Source organism: Demequina mangrovi, from assembly GCF_000759715.1.
In the GTDB taxonomy this organism is placed as follows: domain Bacteria; phylum Actinomycetota; class Actinomycetes; order Actinomycetales; family Demequinaceae; genus Demequina; species Demequina mangrovi.
Map to the genome: position 1 here is coordinate 157,553 of NZ_BBLU01000002.1, position 12,605 is coordinate 170,157.

The window sequence follows — 12,605 nt, forward strand, 5'->3', positions numbered from 1 at the left end:
TCGCGCGCCTCACCCCGCTACCGGGGCGAGCGGCCGCGGGCGCCTCAGCAGAGACGCCCCGCGCGTCGGCAGGCGCACTCGCGCCCGGGCCGCTGAGGGAAAGCCCGGGCGCGAGGCGCCGCGGCGCAGCGACCAGGCGCGCAGCCGCGACGGTCAATGAGGGACGGTGGCATTCGCCCGTGTCCCCCCAGAGGATGCGATCGCACCCCTGAATGCCCGCCAAGACAAGCGTGGGGCCAGCACATATGGCACGTCAAGAGGAACGGGGCAAATCAGTGGAAATCATCACGATTCGGTCACATCCCGGGACGAATCGGCCGAAGTGACCTCGACGGCCGCTCGGCCCGATACCGTGCCGGGTTCCGCATCGTCCGGCCCGGTACCCGGCGCATCGTCCGACTCCTCCCCGCCGAGCCCGACCACGAGCGCCGCGATGGCCGTCGTGAGGGGCACCGCGAGCACCAGGCCGATCGACCCCACGAGCGTCCGGACCACCTCGCCCGCGATCTCCGACGAGGTGATCGCGGTCGACGCCGGGTCGCTGTAGATCGAGATGAGCATGATGAGCGGCAGCGACGCACCGACGTACGCGAAGGCGATCGTGTAGACGGTCGAGGCGATGTGATCGCGGCCGATGCGCATGCCGCGGCGGAACAGCTGCCACGGCCCGAGGTCCGCGCGTGCCGCGCCGAGCTCCCACACGGCCGAGGCCTGCGTGATGGTGACGTCGTTGAGGACGCCGAGCCCCGCGAGCATGAGCCCGCACAACGCGAGGCCGCTGAGCGAGATGTCGCCGTCGAGGTACGCGAGGTTGATCTGCGCCTCGTCCGGCACTCCGGGGATCTGAGCCGCCCGGACCGCCCAGGTGCCGAGGATCGCCGTGACGAAGAGGCCGGCGATGGTGCCCAGATAGGCGGTCGTCGTGCGGGCGTTGGGGCCGTGCGCGACGTAGAGCAGCACGAACAGCGCGCCCGCCGACGTCACGAGGCCCACGAGCGCGGGGCTCGCCCCGTCGAACAGCGCGGGCACCGTGTACAACGCGACGATGCCGAAGGCCGCGACCAGGCCGAGCAGCGCGCCCAGCCCTCGCCACCACGCCACCGCGAGCACCAGCACCACGTAGACGATGAGCAGAGCGAGGATCGGCGAGCCGCGCTCGAAGTCCGAGAAGATCACCGGCTGCGCGGGATCGACCTCGACCACCCGCACCGCGTCGCCCGGACCGAGCTCGAGCGACGGGATGCCGGTCGGCGACATCGCTCGCTCGCCCTCGTCACCGGGCGTGGTGATCTCGACGGTGTAGCCGCCGGTCTCCTCGTCGACCGAGACCACCTCGGCGTCGAGCCGCCGGGCGTCCTCGTACAGCAGGCTCTCGGAGCCCAGGGTGTCCCACGTCGACGGCCAGGTGGCCACCGCGCCCACGAGCACGGCGCCCAGGACGCCGAGCACGAGCGCCCAGAGCAGGCGCGTCGTCGCCGCGGACGCCCGGGGCGGGCGCTCGGAGTGCGAGTGCCCCGCCCCCACCGTCAGGCCCCGATGAGGCGCTGCGCGAGGTAGCCGCTCACCTGCGAGAGCGCGACGCGCTCCTGCTGCATGGTGTCGCGGTCACGGATGGTGACGGCCTGGTCGTCCAGGGTGTCGAAGTCGATGGTGATGCAGTACGGCGTGCCCACCTCGTCCTGACGGCGGTAGCGCTTGCCGATCGACTGGGTGACGTCCACGTCGATGTTCCACGCGCCGCGGAGCTCCTTCGCGAGGCTCTCGGCGGTCGGGACCAGGTCCGCGGACTTCGACAGCGGCAGCACCGCGGCCTTGACGGGCGCGAGGCGGTGGTCGAGGCGCAGGACGGTGCGGGTCTCGGTGCCGCCCTTCGCGGTGGGCACCTCCTCCTCGGTGTAGGCCTCGACCAGGAAGGCCATGAGCGAGCGCGAGAGGCCCGCGGCAGGCTCGATCACGTACGGCACGAAGCGCTCGTTGGTCGCGGGGTCGAGGTACGAGAGGTCCTTACCGGAGTGCTTCGCGTGCGTCGACAGGTCGAAGTCGGTGCGGTTCGCGATGCCCTCGAGCTCGCCCCACTCCGAGCCCTGGAAGCCGAAGCGGTACTCGATGTCCGTGGTGCCCTTCGAGTAGTGCGAGAGCTTCTCCTGCGGGTGCTCGTAGAGGCGCAGGTTGTCCTCGGCGATGCCCAGGTCCGTGTACCAGTCCTTGCGGGTCTGGATCCAGTGCTGGTGCCACTCCTCGTCGGTGCCGGGCACCACGAAGAACTCCATCTCCATCTGCTCGAACTCGCGGGTGCGGAAGATGAAGTTGCCGGGCGTGATCTCGTTGCGGAACGACTTGCCCACCTGCGCGATGCCGAACGGGGGCTTCTGGCGCGCGGTGCGCATGACGTTCTCGAAGTTGATGAAGATGCCCTGCGCGGTCTCGGGACGCAGGTAGTGCAGGCCGGAGTCGTCCGACGCGGCGCCGAGGTAGGTGCGCAGCAGGCCGTTGAACATCTTGGGCTCGGTCCACTGGCCGCGCGAGCCGCATGCGGCGCAGGCGATCTCGGCGAGGCCGCCCTCGGGCGCGCGACCCTTCTTCTCCTCGAACTCCTCGAGCAGGTGGTCCTCGCGGTAGCGCTTGTGGCAGGACAGGCACTCGACCAGCGGGTCGACGAAGGCCGCGATGTGGCCCGAGGCCTCCCACACCTGCGGGGGCAGGATCACGGACGAGTCGAGACCGACGATGTCGTCGCGCGAGGTGACCATCGCGCGCCACCACTGGCGCTTGATGTTCTCCTTGAGCTCGACGCCCAGCGGCCCGTAGTCCCACGCGGAGCGCGTGCCTCCGTAGATCTCGCCGCAGGGGAACACGAAGCCGCGGCGCTTCGCGAGCGAGATGGCGTTGTCGAGACGGCTGGGTGCGGCCACGTGATGCTCCTTGTGGAAGGGGGTCGGAATCGCTCGCGACAGTCTAGCGGCGCGACGCCCCCGGGACGATGCGCGTGCCGGGCGCCGTTCGACCCTTGCGGAGGACGCGCCCGGCACCCGGGACTCGGGTCCTGATTTCGACAATCATTCTCATAAGGCCTACCATGGTGCGCATGAAGAAGACCTCCGCCGCGATCGCCGCCGCCGCGGCCTCGACCCTCCTGCTCTCGGCATGCTCGACCGCCGACTCCGAGGGCGGCACCTCCGCCGACGCCACCGACGGCGCCCTCACCGTCGCGACCGCCTTCTACCCGCTCCAGTTCGTCGCCGAGCAGGTGGGCGGCGACCACGTGGTGGTCGTGTCGATGACCCCTGCCGGCGTCGAGCCCCACGACGTCGAGCTCTCCCCCGCCACCGTGCGCAAGCTCGGCACCGCGGACCTCGCGCTGTACCTCTCGGAGTTCCAGCCCGCCGTGGACGATGCGATCTCGACCACCGGCGTCGAGGCCCTCGACGCCGCCGCCGTGGTCGAGCTCCACGCGGAGTCCGGGCACGCCGACGACGAGCACACGGACGACGAGCACGCGGACGAGGACCACGCCGACGAGGACGAGCACGACCACGGCTCGTCAGACCCCCACTTCTGGCTCGACCCCGAGCTGCTCGCGGCCTACGCGGACGCCGTCGGCCAGGCCTTCGCCGCCGCCGACCCCGACAACGCGGACACCTACACCGCCAACGCCGAGGCGCTCCACGACTCGCTCCACGAGATCGACGAGCAGTTCGCGACCGGTCTCGCGCAGTGCGAGCGCGACACCATCGTCACCGGCCACGAGGCCTTCGGGTACCTCGCGGACCGCTACGACCTCCACCAGGAGGGCATCGCCGGACTGGACCCTGAGAGCGAGCCCTCGCCCGCCCGCATCCTCGAGATCAAGGACATCATCGCCGAGACCGGCGCCACGACGATCTTCACCGAGGACGAGGTGAGCGCCTCCGTCGCCGAGGCGCTGGCCTCCGACGTCGGCGTCGAGACCAGCGTGCTGAGCCCGGTCGAGACCGTCGCCGACGGCGAGGACTACATTTCTGTCATGACCGCCAACCTTGCGACGCTGGAGGGTGCGCTCGGCTGTGAGTGATCCGTCCTTCACCACGGACGTCCCGCCCTCGCTGGTCGAGGCGCGGGACGTCCGCGTCTCCCTGCAGGGCACGGAGATCCTCCACGGCGTCTCGATGACCGCGAGCCCCGGCGAGGTGGTCGCCCTCATGGGCGGCAACGGCTCGGGCAAGTCCACCTTCGTGCGTTCGATCGTCGGCGCCGTGCCCACCACGTCCGGAGCGATCGACCTGTTCGGGACCCCCGCCTCGCCGCAGGCGCGCGCCCGGCTCGGCTACGTCCCGCAGCGCATCACGGCCGCCGGCGGCGTCTCCGCCACCGCGCTCGAGGTGGTGACCTCGGGGCTGCTCGGCAGCCGCGAGCGCGACGGCCGCGTGGGGTCGCGCCTGCGCGGTCTCGTCCCGCCGCGCGACGCCAAGGCACGGGCACGCGCCGCGCTCGCCTCGATGGGGGTCGAGGACCTCGCCAAGCGCGACGTGTCCCGCCTCTCGGGCGGCCAGCAGCAGCGCGTGCTCATCGCGCGGGCGCTGGTCCGCAAGCCTCGGCTGCTCATCCTCGACGAGCCCATGGCCGGCGTCGACCTCGAGTCCCAGGTCGCCTTCTCGCACACGCTCGGCCACCTCAAGGAGGACGGCGTCGGGATCGTCGTCGTGCTCCATGAGCTCGGTGCCCTCGGCCGTCACATCGACCGCGCGGTGGTGCTCGAGCACGGCTGCGTCACGTACGACGGCGTGCCGCCCAAGGACCTCGGCGTCCACGCCCTGCCCGGCCACGACCACGACCACCCCCACGCCGATCCGCCCGTCCGCGACGGCTCCTCGCTCGGACTGGAGGCGCCGTGACCCTGCTTCAGGAGCCGCTGATCCAGCGGATGCTCATCGTCGGCCTGCTCGTCGGCATGGCCGCCCCGGTCATGGGCACCTACCTCGTCCAGCGCCGCATGGCGCTGCTCGGCGACGGCATCGGCCACGTCGCCCTCGCGGGTGTCGCCGCCGGCTGGCTCGCCGGCGCGGCCTTCGACCTCGCGCGGCAGGACGCGTTGGCGATCCCGGGAGCCGTGCTCTTCGCGATCATCGGCGCCGTCGTGATCGAGCGGATGCGTTCGCGCGGCACCGCCGCCGACATCGTCATGGCGATCCTCTTCTACGGAGGCATCGCGAGCGGCGTGCTGCTCATCGGGCTCGCCGGCGGCTCGAACGCCAACCTGCTCGGCTACCTCTTCGGCTCGATCTCGACCGTGACCTGGGCCGATGTGTGGATGAGCGTCGGGCTCGCCGCGCTGATCCTCGTCGTCGGGCTCGGGCTCCGCGCCGCGCTGTTCTCCGTCACGCACGATCAGGAGTTCGCGCGCTCGACCGGACTGCCCGTGGATGCGCTCAACATGGTGGTCGCGGTGCTCGCCGCCGTCACCATCACCGTCGCGATGCGCGTGGTCGGCGTGCTGCTGGTGAGCGCGCTCATGATCGTGCCTGTCGCGATCGCGCAGCTGCTCACCCGGTCCTTCTCCCGCACCATGCACCTCGCGATGGGGCTGGGCGCCGCGCTCACGCTCACCGGCATCTGGATCACCGTGTTCCAGGACATCCAGCCCGGCTCGCTCATCGTGGTGCTCGGCGTGGTGCTGTACGTCGTCGTGGCCGCGGTCACGACCTTGCTGAAAGGGGTGCGCCGATGACGCCCACCACCCCCCTGCCCCGCATGACCCGCCAGCGCCGCGAGATCCTGGACGTGCTCGACACGCGTGACTTCCGCTCCGCCCAGCAATGGCACGAGCGCCTGCGCGCCGAGGGCTCGACCGTCGGCCTCGCCACGGTGTACCGCGGCCTCCAGGCCCTCGCCGACCAGGGCGAGGTCGACGCGGTCGTCTCGGAGTCCGGCGAGACCCTCTACCGCCGCTGCGAGGCCGGCGAGGAGCACCACCACCACCTCCGGTGCCGCGTGTGCGGCAAGGCCGTCGAGATCGACGTGCCGGAGTTCGAGGACTTCGCGCACCGGATCGCCGCGCAGCACAGCTACGTGGAGATCAGCCACACCATCGAGCTCACCGGGGTCTGCCCGGACTGCGCCGCGGCGGACAAGGGCTGATGCCCGGCATCCCCGACTTCGTCATGGACGGCCCGTGGTGGTGGCTGTTCGTCGCGCTCGTCTGCATCGTCTTCTTCCGGACCCAGGCGACCTACTGGATCGCCCGGTGGGCGCGCGCCGGGGCCGATGCCGTCGCCGACCGCGCCGAGGCGCAGCACAGCAAGCGCGCCCGCATCGCGCGGCGATTCAGCGGCCCCGCGATGGTCAAGGCTCAGGCCTTCACCGAGCGCTGGGGCTGGATCGCCATCCCGCTGTCCTTCCTCACGGTCGGCATCCAGTCCCTGGTCAACGGCGGCGCCGGCTACGCGCGCATGCACTGGGGGCGCTACACGCTCGCGATGATCCCCGGCTGCCTCATGTGGGCCACGGCCTACCTGGTGGTCGGCTACTCGGCCTTCAAGGCGTTCACGATGTCGCCGTGGGCGCTCGGAGTGTCCGCTCTCCTGGTCGCTGCCGTCATCGTGGTGCTCGTCGTGCGGCGACGTCGCGCGCGCGAGGACGTTGCTCCCGAGCGCCAGGCGCCCGCCGCATCGTCCCCCGTCGAGGGCGCCTGAAAGCCGGCGTCAGGCCGCGCCGAAGCGCCGGTTGCGCCGCGCGTACTCCTCGATCGCGGCCCACAGGTGCGTGCGGTCCACGTCGGGCCACAGCGTGTCGCTGAAGACGTACTCCGCGTAGGCGGCCTGCCAAGGGAGGAAGTTCGACGAGCGCTGCTCGCCGGAGGACCGCCAGAACAGGTCGACGTCGGGCATGTCGGGCTCGTCGAGGTGCGCCGCGAGGGTCTTCTCGGTCACCTTGGACGGGTCGAGCTCCCCCGCCGCGACCTTGAGCGCGATGGCCTTCGCCGCATCGGCGATCTCCGCGCGGCCGCCGTAGTTCACGCACATCGTGAGGGTGAGCGTGGTGTTGTCCTGCGTGAGCTCCTCGGCCTTCTCGAGCTCCGTGATGACGGACTTCCACAGCTTGGGGCGGCGGCCGGCCCAGCGCACGCGCACGCCCCACGAGTGCATCTCGTCGCGGCGGCGGCGGATCACGTCGCGGTTGAACCCCATGAGGAAGCGCACCTCCTCGGGGCTGCGCTTCCAGTTCTCGGTGCTGAAGGCGTACGCGCTGATGTGCGTGACGCCGATCTCGATCGCACCCGCCACCACGTCGAGCAGCGAGGCCTCGCCGCGCTCGTGCCCCGCGGTGCGCGGCAGCCCGCGCTCCTTCGCCCAGCGGCCATTGCCGTCCATCACCACGGCCACGTGCTTGGGCACCGCCTCGGGCGGCAGGGCGGGCGGGGTCGCGCCGGAGGCGTGCGGGAAGGGGCGGGAGACCATGCGCACAGGCTAGCGGGGGGACGATGCGCCGGGCGCCCCGGGCGCCGCTACTCCCCCAGGCTGTCGGAGACCACGGAGAGCGTCGCCTCGCGGGCGCCCCGGCCGCGCGGACCGCGACGCACCACGAGCGCCTCGACCAGCGCCTCGATCACCAGCGCGAAGGCGGCGCGCGAGGTCTGCAGCAGCTCGTCCTGGAACGAGTCCGTCACCGGCGGCACCACGAGCGCGGTGGTCGCACGCGAGACCAGGGGCGCGCGGGCGAAGGCCGTGAGCGCGAGCACCCTGGCGCCCGCGGCGCGCGCCGCATCGGCCGCGTGCAGCGAGGCCGCGTTCGCACCCGAGCCCGAGATGACGAACAGCACGTCCTCCGCACCCAGGTGACGGGCCGCGATGTGCTGCGCGAGCGAGTCCGAGAGGAACTCCGCGGGACGGCCCGCGCTCGTGAGGCGCATCGCGACATCGTGCCCGAGCGGCGCGGACAGGCCGCTCGCCGCGATGACCAGGCGCGGGGCCTCGTCGAGCGCGGCGACGAACGCCTCGACCACGTCCTCGGTCAGCGCCGCCGCGGTGTGCGGCAGCGCGCGGGCGAAGCGGTCGACCGCGGCCTGGACCACGCCCAGGCTGCCCTCGGCGACCTCGGGGACCGCCGCCGCGAACGCGCGCTCCCGTGCGAGGGCGACGCGCAGCTGGGGATAGCCCTCGTAGCCGAGGGTCTGGGCGGTGCGGACCACCGAGGCGCGCCCGACGCCCACGGCGTCCGCGAGCTCCTGCGCGGTGAGGTCCACCGCGCGCTCGCCATCGGCCGCGATCGCCTCCGCGACCTTGCGCTCGCCGCGGGCGAGGGACGGCACCAGGGCCGCGATCCTCACGGTCGGCGGTGCGTCAGGAGCTCCGTTCCACGCCACGTGCCTTGGCCCCCTCCATGATCCGCCGTCGGATCGCGCCCGAGATCGCGTCGATGGACATCGTCACCACGATCACCACGATGATGAGCACGCCGACGGTGTCCCACTGCCGATGCTGAGTGTAGGTCGTGAGCATGTCGCCGATGCCGCCCACGCCGATGAGTCCGAGGATGGCGGACGTGCGGACGTTGATCTCGAAGCGGTAGAGCGCGAGGGACGCGAGCTCGGGCGAGACCACGGGCCACAGCCCCCAGCGGACCGTCTCGGACAGCCCGCCGCCGCTCGCGCGCACCGCCTCGACCACGCCGCCCGGCGCGGACTCGATGGTCTCGTAGGTCCACTTCGCGTGCGTGCCGATGCCGCCGATCGCCAGCGCGAGCGCGCCGGTGAAGGGCGTGAGGCCGGTGACCGTGAGGATGATGATCGCGATCACCACCTCGGGCACCGCGCGGATCACCGCGAACAACCCCCGGAGCGGCAGGCGGAGCCACAGCGGGCCGACGCCCTCCGCGGCGGGGATCCCGAGCAGCGTCGACAGCACCACGCCGAGCAGCGCGCCCAGCCAGGCCATCGACACCGAGCGCCACGTCTGGAGCAGCGCCTCGGGCAGCATCGACCAGTCGGGGTCGGAGAACATGAGCGTGCCGTAGTGCACCAGGTCGCCCGGGAGCTCGCGGAGCTCCTCCCAGTCGATGTCGAGGCCGGCGAAGGCCCCGAGCACCACCGCCGCGACGGTCCACGAGGCGACCTTGACGGCGAGGCGACGAGGCTTGGGCGGCGCCGCGGGGGCACGGACGGCGAGCGCGGTCATCGCAGCCTCTTTCTCAGCACGTTCGACGCGAGCTCGATGAGCACCACGACGATGAGGATCTCGAGCACGATGGTCGACAGCGCGTCGTAGCGGTAGAAGCCGCGCATCTCGTCGATGAGGCGGCCGATGCCGCCCGCGCCCACGAGACCGAGGATCGCCGAGATACGGACGTTGAGCTCGAGCGAGTACATCACCTGCGAGACGTACGCCGGCCAGGTCTGCGGCAGCGCCGTGAGGCGGTTGATCTGGCTCTGCGTCCCGCCGGCCGCGCGGCCCGCCTCCATGTATGCCGCGTCGGCCGAGTCGATGGCCTCCGAGACCAGCTTGACCACGATGCCGATGTCGAACAGCACGAGCGTGATGACGCCCGGCAGCGCGCCCACGCCGACCATCGCCACGAGGATGGTCGCGTAGACGAGGTCGGGCACGGCGCGGATGACGTTGAGCACGAAGCGCACCGCCGCGCGGAACGGGGCGTTCGGGTTGGTGGGGCGCGCGGCCCACAGCGACAGCGGGATCGCGAGCGCGGCGGAGATCGCCGCGCCCACCACCGCCATCTGCAGCGTCTCGAGCAGCGGCTGCCACGTGCGCGGCAGCACCGAGAGGTCGGGCGTGAGCATCTTCCCGATGCGGTCCGCGCCGTTGGTCCAGTTCTTCGCGATCGCGCCGAGGTCGATCTCGACGCCGCCCAGCGCGGGCGTCGCGGTGAGCGCGGTCAGCACCGCGAGCACCGCGACGATGCCGAGCGTGCGCGGCCACGTCCGCGGCTTCGGCGGCACCTGGGGTGCCGCTTTCGCGACGGACGATGCGGGGGCCTGGGTCATGCCGTTCACTCCCCCAGGCGGTCGCGGGCCTGGACGGGACGGCCGTAGATCGCCTCGAAGTCCGCGTCCGTGGCGGAGGCCGCGGGGCCGTCGTAGACCACCTCGCCGGCGCGCAGGCCGATCATCCGGGTGGTGTACTGCCGCGCGAGGTCCATGAGGTGGAGGTTGACCAGCACCGTGAGGCCGCGGGATGCGTTGATCGCGGCGAGGTCCGCCATGACGGAATGCGCGGTGGGCGGGTCGAGGCTCGCCACGGGCTCGTCCGCGAGCATGACGGCGGGCTCCTGGCTCAGCGCCCGCGCGATCGCGACACGCTGCTTCTGTCCGCCGGACAGCGCGCCGGCCCGGTGCCAGACCTTCTCGAGCATGCCGACGGAGTCGAGCGACCGCATCACCATGGCGCGGTCGGCCTCCGTGGCGAGCCCGAGCGTCGTCCGCCACGTCGGCATGTGCGAGAAGCGGCCGACCAGCGCGTTGTGGAACACGCTCGCGCGGTCGGCGAGGTTGAAGCCCTGGAAGATCATCCCGATGTCGCCTCGCGCGTGGCGCAGCGCGCGGCCGCGCAGCTCGCTGACGGCGTGCGGCCCGACGCGGACGCTGCCGGAGGTGGGTGCGACCAGTCCGTTGATGGTGCGGATCATCGTGGACTTGCCCGAGCCGGACAGCCCCACCACCGCGACCATCTCGCCGGCGCCGACGGTCAGCGAGACGTTCTTCAGTGCGACGACGCCGTTCGGGTAGCGGACCGTGACGTCGTCGAGCTCGACGGGCCACGGCCCGGAGGCCGAGGGCATGTCGCCCTCGGCCTCCGGCCGCGTGGTGAGGTCGTTCATCACTCTCCGCTGAAGCGGGCGTTGACCTGGCGGGCGAGGTCGATGGCGGAGGCGTCCGCCGGCACCCAGTCGGTCTGGCCGAAGATGTTGCTCAGCGTGTCGGGGTCGACCTCCGAGTAGCCGTCGAGCAGCGCCGTGATCTCGTCGCGCAGGTCCGCGGAGAGCTCGTCCGAGAGGACCACGCCGCCGTTGGGGTACATCTCCGACAGGCCGACGACCACGATGGTCTCGGCGAGGTCAGGGACCTCCTCGGCGGAGATCGACGAGCGCGCGTCCCAGTAGGAGAAGCCGACCTCGGCGTCGCCGTTGTAGACGGCCATGATGAGCGTGTCGTTGCCGGTGACCGGGACCTGCTCGAGGTCGTCGATGCTCATGCCGAGCTCCTCGAGCATGAGCACGGGCAGCTGGTAGCCGGCGGGCGACGTGGTGTTGCCGAACGCGACCTTGGTGCCGGCCTCGATGTTGCTCAGCGCGTCGACCGCGACCGGGCCGACGCCGGTGTTCTCCTCGGCCGAGGCGACGCCGTTGCAGTAGAGGAACTCGGTGCCCGAGGCGGCGTAGGTCGCCATGACCGGCTCGTCCTCGCAGTACTTGTCCGCGTTCGCGATGTTGACGAAGAACTGCGAGGCGTACGAGGACGCGCCGTAGCGGACGTCCTGCAGCACCGCGTGCGCGCCGTAGAGGTCCTCGGCGGCCGCGAGCGAGCCCGCGTCCGCGATCGCGATCTGTGCCTGGCCGGAGCCGATGGCCTCGACAGCGGCCTGGTAGTCCTTGGTGACGACGCCCTCGACGGTGATGCCGAGCTCCTCGGACAGGTAGTCGGTGAGCGGCTCGACCGAGGTGATGAGGTCGTCGACCTGCTCGTTCGGGATCAGCGCGAGGGTGATCTCGGTGGGGCGGTCGGCGCCCTCGGCGGCATCCGCCGACGAGGACGAGGAGGTGTCGGCGTCGGCGCTGCAGCCGGCGAGCGCGACGAGGGCCGAGGCGGCGAGGCCTGCGGAGACGAGCGAGGTGCGCATGTCAGACGTGCCTTTCATTGGGGTGGGACGTGCTCTGGGATGGGACGTGCTCAGGGGTGGGCCGTGCCGGACGGCACGCTCCCGATGGACGCCGTGCCGGCCGCCCACGCTTCGATCGCCGGGTACAGGAGCTCGAGCCGCTCCTCGGCGAAGGTGACCTGGTGCGCGCCGGTCGAGGCCGCGGCGCCCACGAGCGCCGTCGCGGCCCCGCGCTCGCGCGCCGGTGCCAGGTCGAACTCATCGATGTCGCCGACGGACAGCACGGGACCGCGGGCCAGCGCCTCGTCGATCGCCGCGGCCAGGCCGACGGGCTTGCGCGCCGAGCAGACGATGCGCGAGAACACGCCGTCCGCCCCGAGCGCGACGAGCGCCTCGGGGATGCGGGTCTCGGGCGCGTTGGTGACGAGCACCAGGTCCGCGTGCTCGCGCAGGCGGCGCAGGAAGTCGCCGAGCCCAGGGGCGGGCTCGATGGGCGCGGCGTCCGTGGCGAGCAGCTCGCGGCTGGCGAGGTAGCCCGCGGACATCGCGTCGGAGCCGATGCCGAGGTAGTCGGCGGCGGTCGCGACCGCGTGGTACGCGTCGCGGTAGAGGCCGGGCTCGGCGACCATGCGCGCCCGCTCGACCGCGGCCGCTTCCACGAATCCCGCGACCCGGGCGACCTCGTCGACGCATCTCACGTAGGCGTCGAGCGGTCCCTCACCGAGCGCGAGGGTCCCGTCGAAGTCGAAGATCACGGTCCGTGGCACAGGGTTCCTCCGGTCGGCTCGTCCAGCGCATCGT

At 71.9% G+C, this 12,605-nt stretch carries 14 protein-coding genes; 5 read left to right on the forward strand and 9 right to left on the reverse strand.

Annotated features, from left to right (window positions below; translation table 11 throughout):
• Positions 1-285 precede the first annotated feature (285 nt).
• Both TR42_RS02595 and TR42_RS02600 read right to left on the reverse strand, forming a co-directional pair.
• Entirely contained in the window at positions 286-1,524 is a 1,239-nt protein-coding gene (locus TR42_RS02595; RefSeq protein ID WP_052405524.1) for a YibE/F family protein, read from the reverse strand.
• 2 nt (positions 1,525-1,526) lie between these two features.
• Positions 1,527-2,912 carry a glycine--tRNA ligase gene (locus TR42_RS02600; RefSeq protein ID WP_042212759.1) on the reverse strand — a complete coding sequence of 462 codons (1,386 nt, stop codon included), beginning with the start codon at positions 2,910-2,912 and terminating at the stop codon, positions 1,527-1,529.
• A 173-nt stretch (positions 2,913-3,085) separates the two neighbouring features.
• Here TR42_RS02600 and TR42_RS02605 point away from each other — a divergent pair, with 173 nt between their 5' ends.
• From TR42_RS02605 to TR42_RS02625, 5 genes are read left to right on the forward strand one after another with little or no spacing between them, the layout of a single operon-like run.
• Positions 3,086-4,051 carry a metal ABC transporter substrate-binding protein gene (locus TR42_RS02605; RefSeq protein ID WP_143058873.1) on the forward strand — a complete coding sequence of 322 codons (966 nt, stop codon included), beginning with the start codon at positions 3,086-3,088 and terminating at the stop codon, positions 4,049-4,051.
• Positions 4,044-4,871 (forward strand): metal ABC transporter ATP-binding protein, encoded by an 828-nt coding sequence (locus TR42_RS02610; RefSeq protein ID WP_236623301.1) that lies wholly within the window; start codon positions 4,044-4,046, stop codon positions 4,869-4,871. Before TR42_RS02605 ends, TR42_RS02610 begins: the two co-directional genes overlap by 8 nt.
• A gap of 29 nt (positions 4,872-4,900) precedes the next feature.
• A complete protein-coding gene (locus tag TR42_RS02615) occupies positions 4,901-5,704 on the forward strand; it encodes a metal ABC transporter permease (protein WP_042212986.1) in 804 nt (267 codons plus the stop codon).
• Entirely contained in the window at positions 5,701-6,114 is a 414-nt protein-coding gene (locus TR42_RS02620; RefSeq protein ID WP_042212766.1) for a Fur family transcriptional regulator, read from the forward strand. The genes TR42_RS02615 and TR42_RS02620 overlap by 4 nt, the downstream gene beginning before the upstream one ends.
• On the forward strand, positions 6,114-6,668 hold the full coding sequence (locus tag TR42_RS02625; RefSeq protein WP_042212768.1) for a DedA family protein: 555 nt from the start codon (positions 6,114-6,116) through the stop codon (positions 6,666-6,668). The genes TR42_RS02620 and TR42_RS02625 overlap by 1 nt, the downstream gene beginning before the upstream one ends.
• Before the next feature lie 9 nt (positions 6,669-6,677).
• Here TR42_RS02625 and TR42_RS02630 read toward each other — a convergent pair whose 3' ends face one another.
• Genes TR42_RS02630 through TR42_RS14705 form a run of 7 tightly spaced genes read right to left on the reverse strand, consistent with a single transcriptional unit; the run spans position 6,678 to position 12,571 of the window.
• On the reverse strand, positions 6,678-7,433 hold the full coding sequence (locus TR42_RS02630) for an isoprenyl transferase (protein WP_042212770.1): 756 nt from the start codon (positions 7,431-7,433) through the stop codon (positions 6,678-6,680).
• Positions 7,434-7,480: 47 nt separating this feature from the next.
• Positions 7,481-8,302, reverse strand: a complete 822-nt coding sequence (locus TR42_RS02635) for a MurR/RpiR family transcriptional regulator (protein WP_201770764.1) — start codon at positions 8,300-8,302, stop codon at positions 7,481-7,483.
• 13 nt (positions 8,303-8,315) lie between these two features.
• Positions 8,316-9,149: a phosphonate ABC transporter, permease protein PhnE gene (gene phnE / locus TR42_RS02640; RefSeq protein ID WP_042212775.1), complete on the reverse strand. Its 834-nt coding sequence runs from the start codon at positions 9,147-9,149 to the stop codon at positions 8,316-8,318.
• Positions 9,146-9,973 (reverse strand): phosphonate ABC transporter, permease protein PhnE, encoded by an 828-nt coding sequence (phnE, locus tag TR42_RS02645; protein WP_042212987.1) that lies wholly within the window; start codon positions 9,971-9,973, stop codon positions 9,146-9,148. Before phnE (TR42_RS02645) ends, phnE (TR42_RS02640) begins: the two co-directional genes overlap by 4 nt.
• Before the next feature lie 5 nt (positions 9,974-9,978).
• On the reverse strand, positions 9,979-10,806 hold the full coding sequence (gene phnC, locus TR42_RS02650) for a phosphonate ABC transporter ATP-binding protein (protein ID WP_042212777.1): 828 nt from the start codon (positions 10,804-10,806) through the stop codon (positions 9,979-9,981).
• Entirely contained in the window at positions 10,806-11,825 is a 1,020-nt protein-coding gene (locus tag TR42_RS02655) for a phosphate/phosphite/phosphonate ABC transporter substrate-binding protein (RefSeq protein WP_042212779.1), read from the reverse strand. The genes phnC and TR42_RS02655 overlap by 1 nt, the downstream gene beginning before the upstream one ends.
• A 50-nt stretch (positions 11,826-11,875) precedes the next feature.
• Positions 11,876-12,571 carry an HAD family hydrolase gene (locus TR42_RS14705; RefSeq protein ID WP_042212781.1) on the reverse strand — a complete coding sequence of 232 codons (696 nt, stop codon included), beginning with the start codon at positions 12,569-12,571 and terminating at the stop codon, positions 11,876-11,878.
• Between the last annotated feature and the right edge of the window lie 34 nt (positions 12,572-12,605).

Bases quoted from the DNA above. Each gene is read 5' to 3' on its own strand.
- TR42_RS02605 (WP_143058873.1), top strand. From the start codon at position 3,086: ATGAAGAAGACCTCCGCCGCGATCGCCGCCGCCGCGGCCTCGACCCTC.
- TR42_RS02615 (WP_042212986.1), top strand. From the start codon at position 4,901: ATGCTCATCGTCGGCCTGCTCGTCGGCATGGCCGCCCCGGTCATGGGC.
- TR42_RS02620 (WP_042212766.1), top strand. From the start codon at position 5,701: ATGACGCCCACCACCCCCCTGCCCCGCATGACCCGCCAGCGCCGCGAG.
- TR42_RS02625 (WP_042212768.1), top strand. From the start codon at position 6,114: ATGCCCGGCATCCCCGACTTCGTCATGGACGGCCCGTGGTGGTGGCTG.
- TR42_RS02630 (WP_042212770.1), bottom strand. From the start codon at position 7,433: ATGGTCTCCCGCCCCTTCCCGCACGCCTCCGGCGCGACCCCGCCCGCC.
- phnE (WP_042212775.1), bottom strand. From the start codon at position 9,149: ATGACCGCGCTCGCCGTCCGTGCCCCCGCGGCGCCGCCCAAGCCTCGT.
- phnE (WP_042212987.1), bottom strand. From the start codon at position 9,973: ATGACCCAGGCCCCCGCATCGTCCGTCGCGAAAGCGGCACCCCAGGTG.
- phnC (WP_042212777.1), bottom strand. From the start codon at position 10,806: ATGAACGACCTCACCACGCGGCCGGAGGCCGAGGGCGACATGCCCTCG.
- TR42_RS02655 (WP_042212779.1), bottom strand. From the start codon at position 11,825: ATGCGCACCTCGCTCGTCTCCGCAGGCCTCGCCGCCTCGGCCCTCGTC.